At 43.3% G+C, this 25,674-nt stretch carries 24 protein-coding genes; 12 read left to right on the top strand and 12 right to left on the bottom strand.

What is annotated here, in order from left to right; translation table 11 throughout:
* Positions 1-34 precede the first annotated feature (34 nt).
* From infC to LNTAR_RS04210, 5 genes are all read left to right on the top strand, one after another.
* A complete protein-coding gene (gene infC, locus LNTAR_RS04230) occupies positions 35-559 on the top strand; it encodes a translation initiation factor IF-3 (RefSeq protein ID WP_007277399.1) in 525 nt (174 codons plus the stop codon).
* A 131-nt stretch (positions 560-690) separates the two neighbouring features.
* On the top strand, positions 691-894 hold the full coding sequence (gene rpmI, locus LNTAR_RS04225) for a 50S ribosomal protein L35 (protein ID WP_007277398.1): 204 nt from the start codon (positions 691-693) through the stop codon (positions 892-894).
* A 17-nt stretch (positions 895-911) separates the two neighbouring features.
* Positions 912-1,268, top strand: coding sequence for a 50S ribosomal protein L20 (gene rplT, locus LNTAR_RS04220; protein ID WP_007277397.1), 357 nt, complete (start codon positions 912-914; stop codon positions 1,266-1,268).
* 72 nt (positions 1,269-1,340) lie between these two features.
* Positions 1,341-2,615, top strand: coding sequence for a 3-phosphoshikimate 1-carboxyvinyltransferase (aroA, locus tag LNTAR_RS04215; protein WP_007277396.1), 1,275 nt, complete (start codon positions 1,341-1,343; stop codon positions 2,613-2,615).
* Between the two features lie 188 nt (positions 2,616-2,803).
* Positions 2,804-3,181: a response regulator gene (locus LNTAR_RS04210; protein ID WP_007277395.1), complete on the top strand. Its 378-nt coding sequence runs from the start codon at positions 2,804-2,806 to the stop codon at positions 3,179-3,181.
* Positions 3,182-3,230: 49 nt separating this feature from the next.
* On the opposite strand, the gene LNTAR_RS04205 is transcribed toward LNTAR_RS04210, so the two are convergent.
* From LNTAR_RS04205 to LNTAR_RS04180, 6 genes are all read right to left on the bottom strand, one after another.
* Positions 3,231-3,998, bottom strand: a complete 768-nt coding sequence (locus LNTAR_RS04205; RefSeq protein ID WP_007277394.1) for an MBL fold metallo-hydrolase — start codon at positions 3,996-3,998, stop codon at positions 3,231-3,233.
* Positions 3,999-5,216 carry a pyridoxal phosphate-dependent aminotransferase gene (locus LNTAR_RS04200; protein ID WP_007277393.1) on the bottom strand — a complete coding sequence of 406 codons (1,218 nt, stop codon included), beginning with the start codon at positions 5,214-5,216 and terminating at the stop codon, positions 3,999-4,001. It lies immediately after the preceding gene.
* A 2-nt stretch (positions 5,217-5,218) separates the two neighbouring features.
* Positions 5,219-7,144 carry a mechanosensitive ion channel family protein gene (locus LNTAR_RS25135; protein WP_007277392.1) on the bottom strand — a complete coding sequence of 642 codons (1,926 nt, stop codon included), beginning with the start codon at positions 7,142-7,144 and terminating at the stop codon, positions 5,219-5,221.
* A gap of 129 nt (positions 7,145-7,273) precedes the next feature.
* Positions 7,274-8,308 carry a WG repeat-containing protein gene (locus tag LNTAR_RS04190; protein ID WP_007277391.1) on the bottom strand — a complete coding sequence of 345 codons (1,035 nt, stop codon included), beginning with the start codon at positions 8,306-8,308 and terminating at the stop codon, positions 7,274-7,276.
* Between the two features lie 268 nt (positions 8,309-8,576).
* Positions 8,577-9,533 (bottom strand): transaldolase, encoded by a 957-nt coding sequence (gene tal / locus LNTAR_RS04185; protein ID WP_007277390.1) that lies wholly within the window; start codon positions 9,531-9,533, stop codon positions 8,577-8,579.
* Positions 9,534-9,721: 188 nt separating this feature from the next.
* Positions 9,722-10,057 carry a cupin domain-containing protein gene (locus LNTAR_RS04180; protein WP_007277389.1) on the bottom strand — a complete coding sequence of 112 codons (336 nt, stop codon included), beginning with the start codon at positions 10,055-10,057 and terminating at the stop codon, positions 9,722-9,724.
* 270 nt (positions 10,058-10,327) lie between these two features.
* Between LNTAR_RS04180 and frr the strand changes: the two genes are divergently transcribed.
* Genes frr through LNTAR_RS04160 form a run of 4 tightly spaced genes read left to right on the top strand, consistent with a single transcriptional unit; the run spans position 10,328 to position 15,014 of the window.
* Positions 10,328-10,894: a ribosome recycling factor gene (frr, locus tag LNTAR_RS04175; RefSeq protein WP_007277388.1), complete on the top strand. Its 567-nt coding sequence runs from the start codon at positions 10,328-10,330 to the stop codon at positions 10,892-10,894.
* A 14-nt stretch (positions 10,895-10,908) separates the two neighbouring features.
* A complete protein-coding gene (gene cysS / locus LNTAR_RS04170; RefSeq protein WP_040914194.1) occupies positions 10,909-12,327 on the top strand; it encodes a cysteine--tRNA ligase in 1,419 nt (472 codons plus the stop codon).
* 3 nt (positions 12,328-12,330) lie between these two features.
* Positions 12,331-13,593, top strand: coding sequence for a phosphoribosylamine--glycine ligase (gene purD, locus LNTAR_RS04165; protein ID WP_007277386.1), 1,263 nt, complete (start codon positions 12,331-12,333; stop codon positions 13,591-13,593).
* Between the two features lie 14 nt (positions 13,594-13,607).
* Positions 13,608-15,014, top strand: a complete 1,407-nt coding sequence (locus LNTAR_RS04160; protein WP_007277385.1) for a sulfatase-like hydrolase/transferase — start codon at positions 13,608-13,610, stop codon at positions 15,012-15,014.
* Between the two features lie 4 nt (positions 15,015-15,018).
* On the opposite strand, the gene LNTAR_RS04155 is transcribed toward LNTAR_RS04160, so the two are convergent.
* The 4 genes from LNTAR_RS04155 to LNTAR_RS04140 all read right to left on the bottom strand — a co-directional run bounded on the left by LNTAR_RS04155 (position 15,019) and on the right by LNTAR_RS04140 (position 19,273).
* Positions 15,019-15,612 (bottom strand): hypothetical protein, encoded by a 594-nt coding sequence (locus LNTAR_RS04155; protein ID WP_007277384.1) that lies wholly within the window; start codon positions 15,610-15,612, stop codon positions 15,019-15,021.
* A 20-nt stretch (positions 15,613-15,632) separates the two neighbouring features.
* Positions 15,633-18,395 (bottom strand): DUF349 domain-containing protein, encoded by a 2,763-nt coding sequence (locus LNTAR_RS04150; RefSeq protein ID WP_007277383.1) that lies wholly within the window; start codon positions 18,393-18,395, stop codon positions 15,633-15,635.
* A 73-nt stretch (positions 18,396-18,468) separates the two neighbouring features.
* Positions 18,469-18,933: a PTS sugar transporter subunit IIA gene (locus tag LNTAR_RS04145; RefSeq protein ID WP_007277382.1), complete on the bottom strand. Its 465-nt coding sequence runs from the start codon at positions 18,931-18,933 to the stop codon at positions 18,469-18,471.
* Position 18,934: 1 nt separating this feature from the next.
* On the bottom strand, positions 18,935-19,273 hold the full coding sequence (locus tag LNTAR_RS04140) for a C4-type zinc ribbon domain-containing protein (protein ID WP_007277381.1): 339 nt from the start codon (positions 19,271-19,273) through the stop codon (positions 18,935-18,937).
* 286 nt (positions 19,274-19,559) lie between these two features.
* On the opposite strand from LNTAR_RS04140, the gene LNTAR_RS25130 reads away from it, so the two are divergent.
* A complete protein-coding gene (locus tag LNTAR_RS25130) occupies positions 19,560-22,667 on the top strand; it encodes a DEAD/DEAH box helicase (protein ID WP_007277380.1) in 3,108 nt (1,035 codons plus the stop codon).
* Positions 22,668-22,839: 172 nt separating this feature from the next.
* Here the strand turns inward: LNTAR_RS25130 and infA are convergent, their stop codons facing one another.
* On the bottom strand, positions 22,840-23,055 hold the full coding sequence (infA, locus tag LNTAR_RS04130; RefSeq protein WP_007277379.1) for a translation initiation factor IF-1: 216 nt from the start codon (positions 23,053-23,055) through the stop codon (positions 22,840-22,842).
* A gap of 133 nt (positions 23,056-23,188) precedes the next feature.
* Complete coding sequence (locus tag LNTAR_RS04125; RefSeq protein ID WP_157473209.1) at positions 23,189-23,611, bottom strand: hypothetical protein; 423 nt, start codon at positions 23,609-23,611, stop codon at positions 23,189-23,191.
* A gap of 180 nt (positions 23,612-23,791) precedes the next feature.
* On the opposite strand from LNTAR_RS04125, the gene LNTAR_RS04120 reads away from it, so the two are divergent.
* Positions 23,792-24,175: a LexA family protein gene (locus LNTAR_RS04120; RefSeq protein ID WP_007277377.1), complete on the top strand. Its 384-nt coding sequence runs from the start codon at positions 23,792-23,794 to the stop codon at positions 24,173-24,175.
* The gene (locus LNTAR_RS04115; protein ID WP_007277376.1) at positions 24,153-25,400 is read left to right on the top strand and encodes a Y-family DNA polymerase; all 1,248 of its coding nucleotides are present in this window, start codon (positions 24,153-24,155) and stop codon (positions 25,398-25,400) included. The genes LNTAR_RS04120 and LNTAR_RS04115 overlap by 23 nt, the downstream gene beginning before the upstream one ends.
* The last annotated feature ends 274 nt before the right edge of the window (positions 25,401-25,674 follow it).

The raw sequence follows: 25,674 nt of genomic DNA, 5'->3' as shown, positions 1-25,674 counted from the left end.
GGAATACATTTTTAAAAACTGGAGATATATCTAATTGCGTTTAATTAACTCGCCGGGCTCAGACTCACTAGCTGGCAAAAAAGTTCGTTTACTCGATAGCAAAGGTCAAGAAGTTGCTATTGTTCCATTTTCTGTTGCCGTTACAAATGCGGACTCAGAAGGCCTTGACCTTGTAGAACTCGCCCCTGATGCAAAACCACCTGTTGTCCGTATCATGGACTATGGTAAATTCATTTACGAAAAGAAGAAGCAACAAAAAGATGCTCGTAAAAAGCAAATGAATAACAATCAGGTTAAAGAACTTAAATTTCACGTCAATATCCACGATCACGATTTCCAGACTAAGCTCAAGCACGCTAGCGAATTCGTTGCTAAAGGCTACAAGCTCAAGATCACTTTACAGTTTCGCGCTCGTGAAATGGCTCACCCAGAACTCGGTGATGCGCTCATGGAGAGAATCATTGAAACACTCGGTGAAACAGTCACGATTGAGGCTAAACCCAAGCTCATGGGACGTAACATGTCCATGCAATTATCACCGGGCTCAAAAAAAGCTTAATTTTTTAGAAATTAATGCTTGTGGATAAACAATTCCACACTACTTTACCGCTCAATTTTTCGGTCTGCATACGGCTGGCATCTGCCGTATCAGCCATTATTACGTATAACTCTAATATCAAGGAGAAAACGATGCCCAAACAAAAGACTCGCAAATGCGTTGCCAAACGTCTCAAGCAGACGGGAACTGGTAAATTCATTCGTTGTCGCGCAGGTAAGCGCCACATCCTCACTAAAAAATCTCCAAAGAGAAAGGCTAGACTCGGTACTTCTACAGTTCTTAAAGACTGTGAACTCAACGCTGTTAAAGCTGCCCTTCCCTACGGCCTCAAATAATTTAAGGAGATTTATAAATGAGATCAACTAATTCCCCAGCTTCAAGAGCTAGAAGAAAACGCATCCTTAAGGCTGCTAAAGGTTTTTACGGCTGTGCTTCAAAGCGTATCAGAAACGCTATGGACGCTGTCGACAAAGCAAATCAACACGCCTATGTAGGCCGTAAGCAAAAGAAACGTCAGTTCCGTCAACTCTGGACTGCGCGTATCAACGCTGCTTGCCGTCAACAGGACAGCAACTACTCAAGCTTCATCGACGGTCTTAAAAAGCTCAACATCGAGCTTAACAGAAAAGTCCTCGCTGACATGGCCATCAACGATCGCGCTGCTTTCAACGCACTCGTAGAACAAGCTAAAACTGCTGTAGCTAAGTAAGCTACATTCAAGTTTTATAAAAGGCGGGATTATTCCCGCCTTTTTTTATTTACCCATTAGGAGAACCGCACCTTGGAAAAAATTACCCTTCCGAAAATCAGCTCTATTCAGGGCACAGTAAAACTTCCTGGATCCAAGAGTATATCTAACCGTAGCCTACTCCTCGCTGCTCTCGGCGAAGGCCAAATCACTTTAGAGAACGTCCTTTCCAGTAATGATGTGGACCGCATGTTCGAAGCACTACAAACTCTCAACATCCCCTGCAGTCGCAATGTGGAAGAAAGAACTGTAGAACTCCAAGGCTGTGCAGGACCGCTCCCCAATGGCGACTTTAATCTCTATTTAGAAAACGCTGGTACAGCTGTCCGCAGCATGAGTGCCGCCATTTGCGCTAGTAAAGGCAACTACGTTATCGACGGTAACGCTCGCATGCGCGAACGCCCAATTAAAGATCTTGTTGATGCACTACAAAAGCTCAATATCGACATCTCTTACGAGTTCAACACTGATTGTCCCCCACTGAACATCAAAGCTAATGGCATCAAAGGTGGCGTAACAAGCGTTAACGGTTCTGTTTCTAGTCAATACATCACCGCCCTGCTTCTCGCCTCTCCTTTAGCCGAAGACACAGTAACTATCAACATCGATGGTGAGCTCACGTCTAAGCCTTACGTCGATATGACCATTGGCCTCATGAAAAAATTTGGCGTCGACGTTACCAACGACAATTACCAAACATTCACTGTTCCAGCTCCACAAAAATACATCAACCCCTGCAACTTCATTGTCGAAGGTGACGCTGGCTCAGCTTCCTACTTCCTAGGGGCAGCAGCGATAAACGGCCACGTTAAAGTCTACGGCTGCGGTAAAGATAGCATCCAGGGTGAATCTGGTTTTGCTGGCGTTATGGGCCAAATGGGCGCTGAAGTGACTTACGGCGATAACTTCATCGAAGTGAAATCTAATGGCACACTTAATGGTATCGACATCGATATGAACACCATGACAGACACAGGCATGACTCTCGCTGTTGTTGCGATGTTCGCAAAAGGAACTACAACTATTCGCAATATTGCCAACTGGCAGGTTAAAGAGACCGAGCGTATCACGGCTGTTGCAACAGAGCTCAAAAGAGCGGGTGCAAGTGTTGAAGAAGGACCTGACTACCTCGTCATCAATCCACCAGAAAAAATCTTAAACTGCGAAATCGAAACTTATGATGATCACCGTATGGCTATGGCATTTGCGATTCTCAGTCTCGGAACAGAGATCACCATCCTTGATCCTCTCTGCTGTAAAAAAACCTTCCCTGACTATTTCACTGTACGCGAAGGTCTAGTTAAATAACAAACTATAGACAGGCACGTATAATAGCTAAAGAGAGCCTTCTCTTTAGCTATTTTTTTGTTTTATTCGCCTGATCATTAATTTTTGATTTTTTTTACTTGCTTTTCTCTCTCAGAGGAAGTTTTTTGATTGTATAGCAATGAAAGGGTCTTTATTTTAAAGTAAACATTTAGCAAGAGATTTACTGTATGGAAGTGTCAAATAAAAATATTTTAGTGATTGATGATAATCCAGTCGTTCTAGAAATCCTAAAGGACTGTCTAAACAAAGAAGGCTACACAGTAAAAACAGCTGACGATGGTCTAGAAGCTGTTAATTTAGTGGAAGATTTCGTCCCTGCTGGAATCATTACTGATATCGTCATGCCCAATATGGAAGGTCTCGAAACCATTACCAAGATGCGCCAGCTCTTCCCCGAGGTTAAAATCATTGCCATCACAGGAAAAATTTATTCCTCTGGTTTTGACAACCTCGAAACAGCTAAAGTATTTGGAGCAGACGCGACAGTACGAAAACCCTTCTCATGTAAAGATGTAATTGACGAGCTCGATAAACTCCTTATCTAGAAGCCACTCAATAAATATTCATTAAGCCGCTTATCAACAAGCGGCTTTTTTAGGCCTCTAAGAGGCCGTGACGCCTTAAAATCTGCGGTTTAATATCGTTGCGCCCCAACTTATCCAAAGTCTTCGTAACAACATCATAAACCAAGGCGTAGTCATTGGTATCTTCAGAGATGTGACCGATATACAAATCTTTGAGTCCTGGGTGCATGAGACGCTCTAAAAGCTCCATGGCCTGCTCATTACTTAAATGACCATGACGACTCATGATTCGTTGAATTGTACGCCAGGGACGACCACAATTCATCAACATATCCTGATCGTAGTTACATTCTAAGATGAGAACTTCACTGCCCTGAACTTGATTAACAACGAGCTCAGTCACACTCCCCAAGTCAGTTAGAACAGAAATTTTGCGACCTTCGCATTCGACTTTGTAAGCCACCGTATTCACCGCATCATGTGGAACTGAAAAAGGCTGAAAACACATTCCGTCTAAAAAGATCTCTTGACCATTTTCAAAAATCACACATTTTTTGCCCATGCGGTTTTTTTGCTTGAGCATAAGAGCCGTATCGTGATTTGCGTAAACCGCAATATCCAATTTATCGGCACAGATTCGAACACCAGAGGCGTGGTCAGCGTGTTCATGAGTGACAAATATACCTTTGAGTTTCCCCAAATCTTTGCCAAGAGCCTTCATTTTTTCACAGAGTTTCTTAAAACTTAAGCCACAATCAATGATGTAGGCCGAAGTATCATTCTCGATAAGCGTACAGTTACCTTTTGAGCCACTGGCCAAAGACGTCAGTTCAAACATTTACTTACGACGATGACGAGCTAAGAATTTTTCGAGGCGATCAAAGGCGCGTTGTAAATCCTCTTCATAAGGCAAGAATACCACGCGGAAAGCTGCAGAACGTTCGTAGTTGAAACCCGAACCATGTACCAAAAGCACGTGCTCTTCTTCTAAGAATCGCAAAACAAAATCTTCATCATTAGAGAACTTATAAATATCTAAGTCAATTTCGGCAAACAAGTAAAGAGCCCCTCCAGCATTTACAGCTGAAACCCCCTCGATAGCATTGAGCCTTTTGTGGCAGAGGTCACGCTGCCTCTTCAAACGACCCCCACCTGAACAAAGGTCAAAAATAGATTGATATCCGCCAAGTGCCGTTTGTACGGCCCACTGAGCTGGAACATTTGAACACAGGCGCATGGAAGCCAATAAATCTAAACCTTCGAGATAGGATTCCGCCATATCAACTGCACCCGTTAAATACATCCAACCGCAGCGGAAACCGCAAGCACGATAGGATTTTGACAGGCCATTGAAACTGACGATGAGGATATCTTCGGCAAGCGTTGCCATAGGAATAAATTCATTCTCATCATAGAGAACTTTCGAATAAATTTCATCTGAAAAAATGATCAAGTTATGTCTTCTAGCAATGTCAACGATGCCTTCTAGTATCTCGCGAGAATAAACCGCACCCGTTGGATTATTAGGGTTAATCACCACAAGTCCACGAGTCTTACTCGTAACACTTGCTTCCATCGCTTCCAGATTGGGCATCCAATCATTTTTAGAATCACAGGGATAATAAACCGGCTGACCACCAGAAATTTTCACTGCAGCACTCCACAAAGGGTAATCGGGTGAAGGCAATAAAACTTCATCATCAAGGTTAAGTAAACCTTCCATAGCCATGAGAATGAGTTCACTCACACCATTTCCTAAATACACGCGATCAATATCGAGTCCTTTTACGCCTTGGTTTTGTGTATCCACAACAATGGCTTCACGCGCCGAATAAATCCCCTTCGACGCACAATAGGCGGCCGATTTTTCAAGGTTGCGGATCAAAGCCATATTCATTGTATCTGGAACTTTGAATCCGAAAACACCTGGGTTGCCAATATTGAGTTCAAGAACGTTGACGCCATCTAAGCGAAGGCGCTCAGAGGCTTTCGCAACACGTCCGCGAATCTCATATTTAACTGACTCTAAATGAGAGGATTTACCGATTTTCTTCATAATTAACCTTTTTCAGAAAGTACGTAGTCATTCCCTGATTTGTAGTTTATAGCTCCGGGATGGGAACGAGTACTACCACTTTCTTGTATCACTTGATTAGCTTTTTGCCTTGCACCTATATATGAATTTTCGATATTTTCCACTTTAGTTGCCAATTCGGGTTCATATAAATCCTCTGGCTTCACCATATGTAGACTTTGAGTTGGGAAGGCAAAAGAGACACCAAGGCGATTGGCCAAGCGAATGATATCTAAAAATAAACGCTGACGTTCACGTAGCTCAATTGCCCAATCACTCACGTCGAGGAAGCAGTACAAAAGAATATCTAGGGAGGAAGAATTAAACTGATTTAGGTACACGTGATAATAATCTTTGCGTGTGGTCGGATGATTGCGAATCACTTCGCGTACCCCCTCACAAAAAGCTTCAATCTTTTCTGGCGGCGTATCATAAGTAATGCTTAAAACTGTTTTAATGCGGCGGTAAGAACGACGACCAAAGTTATCCACATTAGCACGAATCAAATTCGCATTGGGCACATTCACTAAGGAACAGTAGAAAGTACGCACTCGAGTCGAACGCAAGCCAATCGATTCCACCGTGCCCTCAACATTATTAATCACCACCCAGTCGCCCACTTCAAAGGGACGGTCAAAGAGCAAAGTAATCGAGCCGAAAACGTTCTCTACAGTATCTTTTGCGGCGAGCGCAAGAGCCACACCACCGATACCTAAACCGGCAATAATACTGGTAACATTGACCCCCATATTGCTAGCGACAAAAGAGAAGCCCACAAAAAACAAAATAAAGCGAAAAACTTTATGCACCATGGGGATGAGTACGTCATCAACTTTCGTCTGAGTTCCCTGCGCCTTATCATAAAAAACATTCATGACTAAATCGAGAACCTTCGAAAGCACCATAATGCCTGCAATCAGCGCTATAATAAAGGCAACTTTACGGCTCTTCAGGAGAATATCGGAAGGTTCCGCCACATAGGGAATCAATAAGTAAAATGAAATCGCCATCGAGAAAACACCCAAGAACTTATTACTCTTCTTACTGGAAATGACTTTGCCATGACGCTCAAATTTCCTGACAATTGTACGGCGAAGAATCTTAGTCAGAATCCATTGCAAGGCAAAGCCGAAGAATAACACAACGACGATATAGAGCCACTGCATTTTGCGCAGCATCAAAACAACTCCGCTCAATTCATCGGGAAGAACTTCACTCAAATCATTGATATTTTCTTGACCAAAATGATCGCGAATCAAATTCTTTGAGGTGGAGGAAGTTATCAGCCAATCACCACGATCGAGTACGAAGTTGATTTCACCTAAATCTGTATTGTAAGTTCGCAAGACATCGACTTCATAGGAATCCGCCTGCAAAGTATCTAAAGGATTCGCCTGCATAAATACAGCAAAATTTTCTAGAGCAAACGCCGACGACTCGGGCAATTTGCCTTCTAGGTACTGAAAATTTTCTTTACCGCGAATAATGCAGGAGAGTGATTCACTATAGTTTTTGGCTAAAATACTTTCTAAATAATACTCAATCGTCTTCTCTGGGCTCGAAAACTTGAAAGCCGCCTGATAAATATCGTCAAAATGGCGCGTTGCGGAAGGCGCAAACTTCCAGCCGCTCTCTGTTTCCAACATGTAAATAGCTGCTTCGTTGATGGGATAGTAAACAACTGGTCCTTCAACCATTGCCTCGATCTCATGCAACTGAATGCGCTTGAGCACCTGAGAAAACTTCTGTAAATCTAAATCAGCTTTGGGTTCCATAAAGAAACGATCGACCTGATCTCTCTGAGCCCCGGAATCAATTATTGTTACTAAGGAATCTAAAGCGCGATCCGAAGCATGCTCCGCACTCAGAATAAAACTGAAGCAAAGCGTAAGTAAAGTAAAAAATTTCATACATTCTCCTAAAAAATTACTTCAAAAATAACTCATAAGGAGCAAAGAGCCACAAGAGCTCGCAAAGACTTCGCCAATTTATTTAAGTTTATTAGACTTAGGCAAGCTAAAATTCATCACCTTACTTGACTAGAGTCTCCAACCCACACCCATACTGGGACCACCACCGACACGAATCTTACCATCTCTAAAGTAAAGATGAGTCCCCAAACCAAAACTTGTTTTTGGGTAGCGTTTATTGTATCTCGGGTGTTTATAAGGAACTGGACGCATGTAAGCACGGCGGTAAACATAAGGATATGCATAGTTATAACGATGGTAGTTATTACTATTATAGATCTCGACTTTCGTATCTTTTTTATCTTGCTTGAATAAACGCGCCACCAAATCAACCGGATCTTCTTGCGCTGCACTCGAACTCTGATTCAAGACATTGCCTTGACGATCTATTTTATCCCACATCTGACCATTTTTCACAAAAGCCACTCCCGAATCAGTAAACTCTGTCGCATCTTCGTATTCTGCACTTATGATCAACTGCCCTGCATTATCCATAAAACCATAGAGCCCATTTTTCTTAAAGCGCATCATTCCACCCTTGGGAGCATCAATCTTTTCTGCAAAGGGCTGAGTGACAATTGAGGGCGTTTGATCAATAATTCCCCAGCCCTTATCGGTTTTAAAGGCTAGAAAACTTTCATTAATTTTATAAACGAGGCTAAAACCCGAGCTTAAGACAAATTGTCCTTTATCATCCGAGGCATACCATAAATCACCCTTTTTTAAAAGGTAAAGTTTATCGCCAAATTTTTTAATACTTTGGTACTGTGCGGGAAAGACCAAAAGCCCTTGGGCATTATCGACCATGCCCATTTGCTTCTTAACTTTAAAATACGTACGTCCGCCCAAAGATTTGGGCTCTTCCTCGGCTTGAGGTTCTAAGATTAAGATGCCCTTATCATTGATGAAACCCCAGCCGTTTTCATTTCTCACCGCCGCTAGCTTCCTTACAAAAGAACGAACTTCAAGAAACTGCTCTTCCACGACAAGCTTATCTTTATCATCCTTAAAACCCCAAAGTTTTTCTCCACGGAAAGGCTCTAAAGCAAAACCTGACAAGCACATCAAACAAGCACTTAGTAAACTAATTTTTTGAAAAAACATAAACTCTCTCATTTGTCTTTAAATAAACTTAGAGCCATTCTCCAAATAAACAAAATTTATCGATCAGAGCTCCCAAGACCTTCACAAATATTTCCCCTCTTCTCATCCGCCCATACGGCAGTATCGCCCGTGTGGCAGCACCTGCCCTTTATCCGCCCGTGCGGCAACACCTCCCCGCCGGAGTGAGGCGATTCATCATCCCACATCTCCAAAACACAAAAAAGCCCGTCCATCAAATGAACGGGCTCTTAAATCTTTAGCTTAAACTCTAGAGTTTTTCAGCGATGTAGGCTTCTAATTTCTCTAAGTCCGCCGCAAAACCGCGGATACCTTGAGCAAGTTTTTCTACTGCCATTGCATCTGAGTTATGCATCCAACGGAAAGATTTTTCGTCGAGTTCAATCTTTTCATTTTCACATTTATCTACTGCGGTTTCTTCAGAGAGGTGAGTAGGCAAATCTTCGTTGCGCTCTTCGAGTTCTTTAAGAAGCTTTGGTGCAATTGTCAATAAATCGCACCCCGCTAAAGCCATCACTTCATCAGCTGTACGGAATGATGCACCCATCACTACTGTCTCGTAGCCAAATTTTTTGTAGTAATTATAAATATTACGTACAGAGATCACACCAGGATCTTCTTCAGGACCATATTCCAAACCCGTATCCTTCATGTACCAATCGCGAATACGACCAACAAAAGGAGAGATGAGGTAAACGCCAGCTTCAGCACAAGCCACGGCCTGAGCAAAACTAAAGAGTAAAGTCATGTTGCAACGAATGCCTTCTTTACGAAGAACTTCTGCAGCTTTTACGCCTTCCCAAGTGGACGCAATTTTAATCAAAATACGATCTTTAGAAATGCCCGCCTCTTCATAGAGAGCAATGAGTTCACGTGCTTTATCCACTGTACCCTGCATATCGTAAGATAATCTTGCATCAACTTCAGTTGAAACATAACGAGGAACGATTTTCAAAATCTCGAGGCCAAAATTCACTGAGAGCTTGTCCATTGCTAAATCAAGCTGAACAGCTTTATCACTTGATTTCCCTTTGCCGTAAGCAATTGCATCATCAACTAATGATGCGTACTGAGGCATCTGTGAAGCGGCATAAATTAAAGAAGGGTTGGTCGTCGCATCTGTCGGCAAGTAAGTTTTCATTGCCTCGAAGTCACCTGTATCGGCTACCACAGTTGTTTTTGATTTTAAGCTGTCTAAAACACTCATGTTGTTTTCCTATTTCTTTTTTAGTTTAATCTAACAAATTCATAGACTCATTCTGATGAGAATAAAGTCATTTACAAGACTGATCGATGCTTGAATATGCTTTATTTGCATAATTTTAAAAATGCACTAATCAAATTTTAACATATTTTATAACATTAAATGTAACTTCCCAAAATTCAAGGAGTCATTTATTCCTTTTCTTCAAGGCCGAAATAAAGTAATTCCAAAGGACTTAAGGCTTGAATTTGATGACTTTCCCCTGCCTCAATCCAAATCGCATCATTGCATTTAATTTCAAAGACTTCACCATCGACCTCCATTTCTCCTTCACCCTTTAACACGAAAAAAACTTCGTGCATATCCTCATGAACGTGAGCCTCAACTTTTTGCCCCACTTCAAAAAAAGCACGAGAGAAATTAGTTAAGAAAGGAATATCGCCTTTCTCCAGAAAGCGCTGACGTTTCACATCGCATTTATGAGCCACATTCTTAAGCGCTAATTGATCAAAATTTTCAACTTTCATAAACCCTTTACTTCCTCGAATTAAACATCTTCATAAAATGCATGATCAAAAGTCTTTTTAAACTCACAGAAGATCCACGCAGAAGCACTTTTATTGATAAATAAGGTACTTTCTTCTCATTTTATATGAGCACAGTTTCAATCAGCTCGCCATAGATTTCTTCTCAAGAAGAAAAACTATGACCCGCTCTCTAGATTTTCTTGTTGAAAATAAGCACTTTTGCAGTCTATTTCTGTGCTTTTATTATTAATTAAATCCAAGGTACACATCATGGCTTATACAGTAGACACAGTTGTTGACGAAATCACTGAAAAAATGGATAAGGCAATTGCCCACTTCCAATCTCAAATTGATGCTTATAGCACGGGTAAAGCGACTCCCGCCCTCGTTCAAGATATCATGGTTGATGCTTACGGCACAAAAATGCGCCTTAAAGAAACAGCCGGCATCAGTACTCCTGATGCTCGTACAATCGCTATCCAGCCCTACGATGCAACAATTCTTCCCGATATCGAAAAAGCTCTGATGATGGCGAACATCGGTATCACTCCAATGAATGACGGCCAGCTCATTCGCCTCCCTATTCCTGAACTTACTGAAGATCGTCGTAAAGACATGGTTAAAGACCTCAAGGGTAAAGGTGAAGAACACAAGATCAACATCCGTAATATCCGTCGCGAGGGTAATGATTACCTCAAAAAAGCTCTCAAGGACCACGAGCTTTCTGAAGACCACCAAAAGGGTCTCGTAACTGACATCCAAGATCTCACTAACAAAAAGATCGATGAAATCGCTTCATTGAGCGCTGCCAAAGAAAAGGATTTAATGACCGTTTAAGTCATTTGAAAATAATGAGAAAACTTTCCTTCCATAACACCATGTCTCGTGAAGCCGAGCCATTCACTCCCATCAATGAGGGTGAAGCTAGGCTCTACACATGTGGCCCTACTGTTTACAACTATGCTCATATTGGCAATTTCCGTGCCTATGTTTTCGAAGACCTTTTGCGTCGAGTTCTCAAGCTCAACGATTATAAAGTCACTCAAGTCATGAACTTAACTGACGTCGATGACAAAACGATTCGCGACTCTCAGAAAGCTGGCATGAGTCTTAATGACTTCACTGCGATCTACAAAAAAGCTTTTTTCGAAGACTTAGAAAAACTCAACGTCGAACCTGCGGAACACTACCCCGCGGCTACGGATCACATCCCTCAGATGATTGATATGATCCAGACTCTCGTCGACAAGGGCTACGCTTACTTAGCTGATGACAAATGCGTCTACTACTCAATCGATAAGTTCGAACACTATGGCTGCCTCGCAAAAATTGACCGTGACAATCAAATGTCTGGTACTCGAGTCAAAACAGATGAGTACGAAAAAGAGTCCGTCTCTGACTTCGCTCTCTGGAAAGCTTGGGATAAAGCTGATGGTGACGTCAAATGGGATAGCCCTTGGGGCGAAGGCCGTCCAGGCTGGCACATTGAATGCTCGGCCATGGCCAAAGCAACTCTCGGCGATCACTTCGACATGCACACGGGTGGCGTTGACAATATGTTCCCTCACCACGAAGATGAAATCGCTCAGAGTGAAGCTGCTAATGGTTGCAAATATGTGAATTACTGGATGCACTGTGCACATTTGCGTATCAACAATGCAAAAATGTCAAAATCTCTCGGCAACTTCTACACCCTCGCTCAACTCACGGAAAAAGGTTGGGCTGGAGCAGAAGTTCGTTATATGCTTTTAGCCACTCATTACCGCGCTGGTTTAAACTTTGTTGTGGAAACTGGAGCTGAGAAATCTGAGAGCTTAAGCAATGCGAGAGCCGCAATCACCCGTTTGCAGAACTTTATCGAGCGCATCAAGGACAAAGCCGATGGTGAACTCAGCTCTGAACTCTCGGAACTCTGTGCTAAAGCACAAGATGAATTCCTCGATTCACTCAATGACGACCTCAATATCTCAGGTGCACTCGGTAAAATGTTTGACTTCATCCGCGAAGGCAACCGCATCCTCGATTCTAATGAAACTGTGAATCAAGAGGCTTTACTCAACACCCTCAAATATTTCAACCGTATTCTCGATGTCATGAAATTTGACCTTGACAATGATGTTCCCGCCGAGATTTTAGCTCTCGCAGAAGAACGCCAACAAGCACGCGCCGACAAAAACTGGGGCCGCTCCGACGAGATACGCGATCAGTTAAAAGCTCAAGGATGGGTCATCGAAGACACTCCCGCTGGGCCAAAAGTTAAAAAAGGATAATTTATGAAAGTTTTAGTAATTGGCGGCGGTGGTCGCGAACACGCTATTGCATGGAAAATGACTCAGGACCCAGAAGTCACTAAAGTCTACTGCGCACCTGGCAATCCAGGCATGAAAGACATCGAATGCATCGACATTTCAGATCACAACGAACTTGCGAACTTCGCAAAAGAAAATGATATCGCCCTCACAATGGTCGGCCCCGAGGTACCCCTCTGCGAAGGCATCGTCAATATTTTCCGCGACAAAGGTCTTGACGTTTTTGGTCCAGACAAAGACGCAGCTCAACTCGAAGGTTCAAAAACTTACGCCAATATTTTTATGGATAAGTACGAGATCCCAACGGCAGCTAGCGGCACTTTCGACAACGAAGCCGACGCACTTACTTACCTCGAAGCGCAAGGCGCTCCGATTGTGATTAAAGCTGATGGCCTTGCTGCTGGTAAAGGCGTGACGGTTGCCGACACAATGGAACAAGCTGTTGCGGCTGTGAAAGATTGCTTCGATGGCGCATTTGGCTCTGCTGGTGCTCGCGTTGTTATTGAAGAATGTCTCGTCGGTGAAGAAGCTTCAATCTTTGCTTTCCTCGATGGTGAAACGATTAAATTTGTGGCTTCTGCACAAGACCACAAGCGTGCTTACGAAGGCGACAAAGGTCCAAACACTGGCGGCATGGGTACTTATTCTCCGGCACCAGTTGTTGATGCCGAAATGGAACAGTTCATCAAAGACGAAGTCCTCACGAAATTCCTCAAAGGTGTTCAAGCAGAAGGCCTCGACTTCCGTGGCATCGTTTTCATCGGTCTCATGATTGACGAAGATGGCCCTAAGGTTCTCGAGTTCAATGTACGTTTCGGCGATCCCGAAACACAATCTGTGCTTATCCGCATGGAAAGCAGCCTCGCTGACGCCCTACTCAAAACAGCTCAAGGCAAACTCGCTGAAGTTGATATGAAATTCTCTGACGATCAAGCACTTTGTGTGGTAATGGCTTCTGGTGGTTACCCTGCTTCTTATGAGAAAGGTCACGAAATCACTGGTATCGAAGCCGCTGAAGAAAACGGCGCTATGGTTTTCCACGCTGGTACATCTTTAAAAGATGGCAAGCTCGTCAATACTGGCGGTCGTGTTCTCGGTATCACAGCTCGTGCTGCTGATATTGTCACAGCTCGTGAAAAAGCTTATGAAGCGACAAAGAAAATTAGTTGGAAAGACGCTTTCTACCGCAATGATATTGCTTGGCGCGCACTCGAACGCCTCAAGTAAAAGGATATAAACCAATGCAAAAAATCACTTTTGCGTTCTTCGCAATCTTTTGTTTTGGTTTTTTCCAATCCGCTCGGGGGCAAGAACCCCGAGCGATCATCTTATTTACCGTCGAAAATTTCGGAATTGGTGATCTCGACCAAGATCGCATTCTTCTCCCGAACCTCTCTGAACTTAAAGATCAGTCTGCTCGTTACACATCTTTCTATTCCACTTCAGCGCGACGCCAAACGGCTTTCCTCTCCATGTACACAGGTCAGGATAGCGGCCAACTTGCCCTACGACATAAAAGCAAAACTCTCCCTACACTTCCCGAAGCGACCCTCACTCTAGCTGGCGAGCTCAAAAAACTGGGTTATCAAACTAATTTTGTCGGCACTTGGCCCTATGGCGCTAACGAGAATTATACACCTGTTAAAATGGGCTTCGAATTTTTTAGTGGCCAATTGAGTCAGAGTCCCTCACAAGATCACCGCTTCCCAAAATCTGTGCTGATTTCCAATGAACTCATTGAGCTCGAAAACCCCGACATCCCCGCCCACTACACTTTCCCTCCTGGCACCGATATTGATAATCCCAGTTCTTATAAGGCGTTTAGAGGCCAAACTTATGCGCCCGAACTCTTACACGAGACCACCCTCAATTTCATCCAGAAAAAACTAGAAGACAAGAACAAGTTCTTCCTACACTATGCCCATACAGGGCTTCAGCCCGGACTCAATGCTAAGGAAGATGACTACAAAAACTTCCTCGGCAAGATCCCCGACATTCCCTACTCAGGCCAGAAAGGCTTTTTGCCCCTGTACGCACCTCGCGCCAATCAACTCGCACTGATGCAAGAAATCGACCGTCACTTAGGTGAAATTGTTACCTTGCTCAAAAGCCAAGAAATCTTTGAGCAAACACTCTTTATTTTTACTTCCCCCAACGCTCTTTCTGATGCCGGTGGACGCGACATCAACTTTTTTAATTCTCTTCAAGAACAACGGGGCATGAGAGGCACGTACTACGAAGGTGGTTTACTTGTCCCTTTTTTAGCGCACTGGCCAAAAATTTTGACTCCAAAAAGTAAGAATGAAGACCTCAGTTCTCAAGCTAGTATTTTCAATAGCATTCTCTCCATTGCAAAAAATGAAAACAAGCCCGTATTCCTTCCCAAAAATGAACTTTATTGGGAAGACCAAAGCTATCGCGCTATTCGCAAAGGTCCTTTGAAACTCATTCAAAAACAATCTTTGCTAACCCCCTCTTCCCTACAACTTTTTGATCTAAGTACTGATCCAAAAGAAGAAAAAAATATTGCCGAAGAAAAAGCAGAAGAAGCCAAAGCTTTACTCCAGTCTGCCGATGCCCGACACACAGTACATCCAAATGCCCCCTCGCTCTTCGACCCTAAAGTCGAAGCTCCTGCAGCGGAATAAGAAACTAGCCAAGCTGCTTTTTTATAAGCTCCTGACATTGCTTAGGGTGACTCATGGCAATTAAATGACCCGCACTCAATTTTTCACAGCCCACTTGAGGACAGTTAATAACGAGATCCTGAGTACCGTGAATTCTAATGAGTTTATCAGGTAGACTTAAATAGCCCTCCCAAGAGGCAATGAGTTTACACATAGCTTTAATAAATTTTGGATCGCTCTCAGAAAACATATTCAATAAGCTATTGTCGTATTTCCCCGTCAACAACTGAATTAATTTTACTGGAGCGTAATCACTGAGAGCACTCAATTTGAGCAAGAGACTATTAATTTCAGATAGATCAATTGCGCTGCCTAAAAGAATCACTTTCGGATTATTTAATAACTTATCAATTTCAATGGCAATAATTCCGCCGAGAGAGGAGCCTCCCACCAGATCAGAAGATCGTATGTCATTCTCTTCGATAATTCTCTTCGCAACTTCACTCAAACTTGCCTCATTGTGAAATCGAGGCCAATCTAAAAAAGTGTATCTACCAGGCTGTTCCCAGTCCTTATACATTTCTCGATTGGCACCCATTCCTGGCAAGAGATAAATCATCTTTACCTAAGCTCGAGGAACTACTCTTTAGCTTGCGCTGCCTCAGTAAATACTTCGACTGCTTTCAAAAAGCGTTCGGCGTACTTGCTCTGATTCTCTTCCGATTCTGCTTGAAGCTCAACAAAGAGACGCAGACTATTGGTCCAAAGCAGTTGTTTGGCACGTTTTGAGTTCACTGGTGGAAGTTTCTCTTCATCATCAGCCGAGCTTGCAGTCATCGCAAATGCCAAGCCTTTGATCGCATTCTTTAAATCAAAGTCCGCTTCTTCTTCGTACTGAACTGGCTGGCGAGAAAGTTTTTCCATCTCCTGGCAAGCACGGTTAATGCGATTAACGCGCTTCTCTGCAGGGCTAAATTGTTTAAGGTCAACTGAGAACTCACAATTCCCCGCTAAAACATCTTTGAGGAGCTGCACATACTTATCATCCGCTTCTTCATATTTTTGACCTTTGAAGTCGGCTAATTTCTCATCGATCATGGCATAGAGTTTATCGTCTTCTTTGCGATGGCCGCGATTGAAGTCCGATAAAGTTATACGATTAAAATGAACGAATGATTCAGCTGAACGAACGCCCTCTTTTTCACTGAGTTCCTTCGCTAATTCAAAAGCCTGATCAATAAAAGCTTTGCGTTCCGCATCCGCTTTATCTAAACCTTCGTGCAAACGATTTTTCTGAGCATTCACCACTTCAAACACGGCGTTGCAGGAAGTATTAAACTTATCCCATAAAGCCTTCTCGGCCTTATAACCCGCAAATCCGATTTCTTTCCATTTAGTGCGTAAATCGAGAACCGTTTGACGCGCATTCGTCGCTTTATCTAAATTCTCTGCGAGTTGAGTCGCTTGCTCGAGGAGCTGAGTCTTAGTTTCTTCAGCTTTCTCCATGATTTTATGCGCTTCATCATAAAACGCCTGACTCTTGCCATTAAACTCTTGCCAAACTTGATCGGCATACTCACGGCGAACCGGACCTGATTCCTTCCAACGCTTCTGTAGATCTTTGACCTTCTTCATCGTTTCGCTCATATTTGTCCACTCTTTAAGAGTTTCATTGAGCTCTTCAATCAAAGTCTTTTTTACTTCGAGATTTGCATCGCGACGCTTGTCTTCTTCTTCGTTAAACTCTTTCCATTTTGCGAAAGTCGCATCAGCTAAAGTTTCGAATTCAGTTTTGATTTTTGCGAAGCGGCTCTTGGGCAAAGGACGTAGGGCTTGCCATTGCTGACGGAAATCTTTTAACTTATTAAAAAGCTTACCATCTGCTGGAAGACTTAACCATTCACGAGCTTGATCAAATAAATCTTCAACCTTACTCTCGTTATCCATCTCTAAAAATGCATCACCCTCGTGCGACTCTTCGACGAGTTTGTAATACCTATCTTCAGCTTTGCGCAAGACATCGGAAATTGTTCTTTTATCACTTAAGTTCTTACTCAATTCCAAGACTTCTTTACGTGCGGATTTGACGCGATCCGTATTAGATTTAGACGCCTCATCCATTTCTTCGATACGTTTAATCAACTCATCAATTCGAGCTCGCTGCTCAGTTTCAGCTTCGGCCGCCTGATCACAAAAAACCTGATAATCATTTAAAACTTTGTTATAGCTATCGGTAGCTTCATGACTTGCGTAAGCCGCAATCTTTTTCCATTCCTCCTTGAGGTGATGAAGCTTTGATGGAAGAACTTTTTTCGATTCATACCAATCCTGTAACTTACCCATCACAGCTTCGATATTTTGACCCGCATGCTCTTTATCTTTCTCTGCTTGAGCTAATTTCTGTAAAGCCATTGTTACTTGCTTAGCGGCTTCATTCCATTGATGCTTCCACTCCTTATTGAGCTCAGAATCATCTAAATCAGTGAGGGCATTCCACTCTTCTTGAAGAGCATCCAAGACCTCAAAGCTCTCAATCTCTTCTGCGAGTTTCGCAATAAGTACTTCGCGTTGCGATACAGCCTCTTGCTGAGCTTTTTCTTGCTCAAGTCTCGCCGCATTTTCTTGGCGCCAAACTTCTAAGCCTGCTGAACATGCCTGATAATGTTTGTCGAATTGTTTACATAACTCTTCATCAGATACTGCGAGCTGTTCCCAAGTTTTGCAGTTTGCTTCAAATTCACTTTCCAAATCTTCCCATTTACCCAACATCTCCATCGCATGAAGAGATTTGATCACATTCTTGGCTTTATGCGTCGAATGATCGAAATTATCTTTAACTGCCTCAACTTTATCGGGGAACTTTTCTCTTAAATGACGTTTGGCATAGTTGCGAACATTACCAATCAGCGCATGCTGCGCTACATACTCGAGCTCAGTTTTAGCTTCTAAGCGCTCTACAGCCAAGCGGCCGAGCTTGGCGTTTTCAACACAAGCAGCGTGCTTGAGGTTTTCTTGATCGGAAATTAAAGCCAGAGATTGCTCTGCCCAAGGTTCACCATGACAAGCACGAATGAGTTTCAATCTTTCTTTATCAGTCAAATCGCCTAAAAAGTCCGCATCACATTCTGTCTGACGACCTTTGATCAGGTCATCAAAAGTGAGTTCTTTTAATCTTTGCTTCGCAAGCTTTTTGGCTAAATCTGTGGACTTCTCAGAAATGGTTTTTAAACTATCTTTATCGGTGTAAGAGTTGATTGCATTGCGCACGGCAAGCTCATCTTCTTGCTTAGCTAAGCTCTCTAAAATAAATTCAACATCCGACATTTTTTCCGCGACGGAATGATGTGATTGACTCGGCGTGATAACGCTCTCTTTCTTGCGTAAAAAATCAAAAATCCCCATAAACAAATCCTGTATATAGAATAAAAAAAACCGCCCTAAAAGAATTTAGGCCGGAATAAAAAAATAAAAAAAACTACTTCTTAGCGCGTGCTTTATACGAGCAGAGGTATTTGGCGGCAGCTGCCGGAGTTTTACTTCCCAAAAGTTTTTCAACTTTTTTCGGGTAGCGTACAAAACTCGCCAAATGCTGAAGCAAAGGCATGTGAGCTACTGGTGCAAAAGAGGGAATCGAAATCAAGAAAATAATTGAAACCTCATCTCCTTCTTCGTTAAATTTAATCGGCTCATCTAAAACGCCCACTGCTAGACCCAAACGCGTCACGTCTCTCGAACGAGCGTGAGGAACAGCCACACCACCGCCAATAGCTGTGGTGATTTGAGCTTCGCGTTTGAGAACGCGGTTATTGAATGTTTCGGCATCAGTCACAATCCCACTATCAACTAGAGGCTGCATCGTTTCGCGAATAGCCTCTTTGTAGCAAGTTGTGCTGAGATTAAGAACGCAGTGACCTGCGGGTAAAAGTCGTGTTAAATCCATTTTAGTTTTCCCAGTTATACACGCTTAAATAAAGATAGACTTGGCAAGTGGGGCACACGGGTTCTTCTTTACCTGAATTCATGCGATTAAGTGTCCCCTGAGGAATTACCATATTGCATGCTCTACAACGACCGTCCACTTCTTTTGTTATACCCACACCATTTTTTCTAAAGCGATCAAAATGCTTTAATGTACGCTCAGGCACATCACTTTTTAGAGCGTCAATTTTCTCAGATAATTCCTGAGCTTCTTTTTCCTCTCCATGCAAGGCTTGACTCTCTTTGAGAACCAATTCAAGTTCTTGAATTTTTAAAAGTGTTGTATATGGACCACGGGTCATAAGTTAATCTCTGTTGATCTAGTTAAAATTATATTAAGTTTAATGTAGGCACTTACCCCAAAATCTCAAGCATTTTAAGTACAAAGCAAGGATTTTAACTGAATTTTAGTCGACTCTTGATCTATACTTGATTTATCTTTCTCTCCAAGAAGATTTTAGAACTTCTATTGAACAAGCTAAAATCACCCATAGCAAGCTTTTTTATCGTTTTTCGTCAAGAAAGCTTGGAAATCCCCGACTTTCTAGTGTCCTATAAGATTCAAATTTAAAAACAACTCATTTTACCATGGCTTCTGATACCCCGGCAAACGACGACCTCCCATGGGCCAAAGACTGGCCCGGCATCCAAGGATTCTCCTCTTCTTTCCCCCGCTCTTTCCCTTCAATGATCAGACGCTTAGGGCCCGCAGCCCTCAAGATCACCCTCTTTAAAGCTGAAGCCAAGCTCATTAGCCTTACTATTGCAGGGCGCTACGTTTGTCGTTGGTCATGGATTGATGAGCAATGGAAGCAATCCTGTACTTGCCAACCCGGAAAATCTTTTTGTCTCCACTCCTACATCCTCGTTAATCAAGTAGACAAATTACTCGGCAAGAAGTTCCAAGTTCCCGATTTCCGTAAAAAAGTTTCTGCCTCACCGCGGCCAGCGCAAAATCGCTACCAAGCCACGCTCCCCCAATCTAATGCGGAACGTCCTAGCTCTCCCACTCCTGTAAAATTTGAAAAGTGGAAACTCACGGTTGAGATCGAAAGAAACTACAGTGACTCTCAGGCGGCTATTCGCTTTTACCAAGATTTTGACAACGATCGCAAACTCTGCGTCATGCAAAATCTCTATAACTTTTCAGCTCAATGCTACAACAAGCGCGGCATCGCTTCCGAACTCGAAACCCTCGATGCACGTTTCTTAGGCTGGCTCTTTGACCAAGTTAAACCCTACCGCATTTACAGAAGCCAAGAAAAACTCCTTAAAATCACGCGTAAAAAACTCGATGAATGGCTGAACACTTGGAAGGAGTTTCCCGGACGTTTCATTGACCGCCTCACGGGCGATGCGGTTTTAACACATTGCGAATTCCGCGCTTTTATCGAACCTGAAATCAACGACAAAAAAGTTCGTCTTCACTGCCTCATTGGCCCCAACCGCGAACAGGCCAAGACTTTCCATCACTACGTCGGCAAATTCAAAGATCGCGAAACTTTAGCGCTTGGCGGTGGCAATATTCCTTTCCGTTGTCACGTGCCAATGAAAGTCCTGCTCCATTGTTTTAAGAGTTCAAAAGTCCCCACGATCCCCCTTGACCAAGCCTGTAAATTCCTCCCTGAACTTCTCCAGGGTCATACAGAAGTTTTATCTGGGGAATTTGTCAGTCAACAAGGCCAAGAAGAAGCCCCTCTCAAAGCTCGACTCGAGCAACAACGCATCATTATCACACAAGAGATCAGTTCCACGAAACTTCAGCTGAAAAACGGTAAATTCATCGTCAAAGGCAAACTCCCCAATAGCCATTTTCCCGAGCTCAAAAACAAGCTCAAGGGAGAAAATATCAACGCCGACGAATTCTCTATCTTACTCAATCAAAATAAGCTCGAACAATTTCTCGATGCCTGGCCGCTTTCTGCTCAACTCGATCGCTCCTTACAAAAATTGCGAGAACCGCAAAGTATCCAAAAACAGTTCTCAATCATTGATAATAGCGATGGTAGCCAGAGACTTGAAGTTCACTGGAATATTTCAGGACAAAGCATCAGTTCACGCGACCTCGAACACGCGGCCCAAAGTTCTGGTTCTTTCTTTCGTAGTTCGAACGGCGATTGGTTCAACCTCGATAAAGAACATTTAAATTCTCACACACAATTACTCGAAGAATACGGCATTTCCCCCGCAGGAAGCCCACGCATTCATCCACTCAATATTGCTCAGCTCCCGCTCGATGACTTACCCGTAAGCCCCAACTCAAAAGATGCTCTCCAGAGTATTATCCAAAGGTATCAGAGCTCTGAAGCGCCCCCCGCAAAAGTCAATTGCGAACTGCGCAAATACCAAGTGGAAGGCTACCAGTTCTTAAGCTCTCTCGCTCAAAATCAATGCGGCGCTTTATTAGCCGATGACATGGGCCTAGGTAAAACTGTGCAAACTTTGGCGAGTATGAGCCATTCTCAAGCGGCCAACCTCATTGTCTGTCCTTCCTCACTACTCGACAACTGGCAGAAAGAAGCTCAAAAATTCACTCCTCACCTCGAAACTCACATCATTCGTGGCAATCTCGATAAGCGCGGCGAAGTCTACGAAAACTTTGAGCAGAAAAAAGGCCTCTTCATCATTTCTTATTCACTCGTACGCAACGACCTCAATACACTAAAGAAATTAAAATTTGAACACATCGTACTCGACGAAGCTCAACAGATCAAAAATTCTGAATCACAAGTTTCTCGCGCAGTCCGTCAACTCAAATCCAAACGCCGCATTGCTCTCAGTGGTACGCCCATCGAAAACTCCGCGGACGACTTGTGGTCCATCATGGAATTCCTCAATCCGGGGCTCAATGGTTCCAAAGAAGATTTCCGCCTTCTCTGCCAAGGTGACTCCGCCTCACTCGTGATCAAGCGCCTCAAGCCCTTCATGTTGCGTCGTACGAAAAAAATGGCAGCTCCCGAGCTTCCACCAAAAACATTTATCCCCCTCGACATTCCTATGTCAGAAGTCCAAATCGATCTTTACCAACGCGAAATGCGCCAAGCTCGTCAGTCGCTCAAAGCGGGCAATGCGATGAATGTCCTGGCTTCGTTGACGCGTTTGCGCCAACTGTCTTGTCACTCCGCTTTTGGTTGCCCAGAAGAATATCGCCCTGATCCGGATCTCCCCTTAGCTCAACGCTCTCCCAAAGCAGCTGCTTTCATTGAGAAAGCTAAAGACCTCATGGCCGAAGGGCATAGCTGCCTCTTCTTCTCTCAGTTCACGGGAATCCTCAAAGAAATTGAAAAAGAACTGCATAATGAACATATCAAAACTCACATGATCACAGGTGAAACACCGAGCCAAAAACGCTCCAAAATTGTCGATGAATTTAGTGAGAGTCCAGACGCGTCAGTCTTCCTCTTATCACTCAAAGCAGCCGGCACAGGCCTCAACCTTACTCGCGCTTCCTATGTCTTTATTTTCGACCCTTGGTGGAACCCCGCAGCCGAAAATCAGGCCATTGACCGAAGCCACCGTATTGGTCAGGATAACCCGGTCATTATCTATCGCATGATTAGTGCTGATTCCGTGGAAGAAAAAGTCGCGGCACTACAAGCTGAGAAACAGAAACTCTTTGATGAAATCATCGAGCAAGACGAGTTCAAAGCCTCAAGCAAGCTCCAAATGAGCGATCTCGCCAGCCTGCTCAACTAAATTCAGATTCTAGGGTTCAAGTTTATTTAACTCTCAATCCAAAATTTAGAATTAAACATTTAAAATTAATAATTGCGTATCAGACAAGCTTCCCTGAAAAAGTAGGTCGCCATGCCCCCAACGCAAAAAAGACCAGAGAACATCTGGTCTTTTGAAAATCTACAACAGGAGATTATTTTTTGCGGAAAACGATACGAGCCTTAGTCAAATCGTAAGGCGACATCTCAATAGATACTGTATCGCCAGCAAGAATACGTATATTAAACATTCTCATCTTACCTTTCACGTGAGCTGTCACTTGGTGACCACCCTCTAGCTCTACTCTATATAGGCCGTTTGAAAGCAATTCTTTCACTACGCCGTCTGCTTTAATCGTCTCTTCAGACACTAAGTATCTCCTGTAAATTCTTATTCTAGTTTGCGGCCTAAGCCTTTAAAGGCCAGTAAAGTAACGCAATACGAAAATTTTGCGAGTTTTCTCTTTCACTTTTATTACGGAATTTCAAGTTTTGAAAGATATTTTAACTATCCCATTCATCATCTTTGGGTTTATAGCCCCCACGCTTCATTGATCCAAATGATTGACGAACGCGATTTACTTCATTTTTAAATTCTTCATCAACTTTTTTCCAAGTACGAAAACTCAAGGTGGAAACGTAGGCCTTGTCACAAGCCATACGTTGCGAACAGCCCATCTTTAGAAACTTGAGTACGAGTTCTTTTTTATTCTCTTTTTTACGCGCATCATCATCGCCCACTACCAAAGCTTTGTACTTGGTATTAAACACCGGGTCTGTTTGACGCCAACTGCGAATCTTCACCAGATCCACTCCCACTACTTTAGATGCGAGTGTTTTATCTCGTGTCCGACGTAACTCGTCTAAAAACTTTAACTTTTGACGCTCAGATGTTTTATCCTTACCGCGACCTTTTTGTTTATCCATTGCTTTAACCTCGAAGCTTTCAATCATTTTTCTCTAAAAGCTTTTAAGATAAAGCTAGAGCATTTTGCGCACTTTATCACCCTCTCAGATTTTTTCCATAGAAAGCAAAAAACTGTCTTGAATACGAAATATTTTAAGCTTATATTTAATAGCTATTTAAATTAATTATAGAAAATAAAAATGAACACCTGCCCACTACTCCTTCATTCCGTTAACGCTGGCTTTCCCTCACCCGCAGATGATTTTGTCGAGATGCAACTCAACATCCACGACCATCTCATTAAGCACCCTTGTGCTAGCTTTTTCTTGCGTGTGGGCGGAGAATCGATGAAAGGTGCAGGTATTTATCCTGGCGATATCCTCGTGGTCGATCGCTCACTCCAAGCACAAAAAAGCGATATCGTCATTGCCATTATCGAGGGTGAATTCACCGTCAAACAGCTCAAGTTCAATCAGCATGGCAAACCACGCCTTATTGCCGCTAATCGGGCTTATGCTCCTATTGAATGTGACAACATCGAAATATGGGGAGTCGTCACTGGTGTCGTCCGCAAATACAAATGAATGGATTGCCTTAGCTGATTGCAATAATTTTTATGCTTCTTGCGAAAGATGCTTCAACCCCCAACTCATCGGTCGAGCGATTGTTATCCTCTCCAATAATGATGGCTGTGTCATTGCCCGTTCCGCTGAAGCTAAAGCACTCGGCATCCAAATGGGTGTCCCTTTCTTTGAGATCCGCCCCTTAGTCGAAATGCATGGAGTCTTGGCTTATTCCTCAAATTTCCCCCTCTATGGCGACCTATCCGCTCGTGTCATGCAATTACTCCATGTACATGCACAAGAAATTGAATTTTATTCGATTGACGAAGCCTTTTTCACTCTACCCACAACTCACTGCCCAGAAAGCTATTGTACTAGCATTAAAGAGCAAGTACAACAATGTACAGGCATCCCCATCTCCATTGGCATTGCCTCCACAAAAACTTTGGCAAAAATCGCTTCAAAATTAGCCAAGAAATCACGCGGAACTTTTTTAATCCAAGAAGCAAACCGTCAACAAGTGCTCGAAAACACTCTTATTGAAGACATATGGGGAATTGGTCGACGCCTCAGTAAACGCCTCCAAAATTGCGGAATTCGCACGGCTTGGCAACTCGCCATGGCCGATGAGCAATACTTACTCAAACGCTTTGGCGTCTGCATGCTCAGAACTAGTCATGAACTCCGTGGCATCCCCAGTCTAGCCTTAGAAAACTCACCAGAAGCTAAACAAAGCATTCGCGTCTCTCGCACTTTCCCTGAAAGCGTACACGACCTCGATAGCTTGCTTCAGCAACTCAGCTTCTTCGCGGACCGCGCTTGCCAAAAATTACGCCAAGAACAACAAAAAGCCCTCTATGTCGATACTTTTATAGAAGGCCCCTACCCCACACGCAAACATCGCTCGACGCGCTTTTATCTGGATTCACCATCAGATTATACCCCAGACTTTATTCACGCGGTGGAACTTAGTGGCCAAAAACTTTTTCATCATTGCGAAATCCGCAAAGCGGGCGTCACCCTCCATCACTTCTCATCCAAAAATGCTTGGCAACAAGACTTCTTCTCTCTCCCACGAGATCATCAAAAGCAAAACACCCTCATGCAGCAATTCGACTCCATTAATCAAAAGTTTGGCAAGGGAAGTTTACGCTTCCTCAGTTCAGGTAAACGAGAATTCTCCCGCGGTGCTCGCCTCTCCCCCCGCTACACCACCTCTTGGAACGACCTCGCCCTCGTCAAATAACTATCTTTTATCAAAGTGCTCAGTTCGCTACGCTGGCAGATCGTTCGCAAGCTCACTGCAGATCGGCCTTCTGCCTGCAGGTGATAGGACTTCTAACTTACCTGGGAGAGCGGGCATCCCTGCCCGCTTAAGTGCTGAACTAATTCATAAATCCCATAAGTCCCATAAGTCCCATAAGTCCTATAAGTCCTATAAGTCCTATAAGTCCTATAAGTCCTATAAGTCCTATAAGTCCTATAAGTCCTATAAGTCCTATAAGTCCTATAAGTCCTAT

It is taken from the genome of Lentisphaera araneosa HTCC2155, from assembly GCF_000170755.1.
GTDB lineage: Bacteria > Verrucomicrobiota > Lentisphaeria > Lentisphaerales > Lentisphaeraceae > Lentisphaera > Lentisphaera araneosa.
The sequence above is the reverse complement of the archived record's forward strand: the minus strand, read 5'-3'. Positions and strand labels throughout refer to the sequence as shown.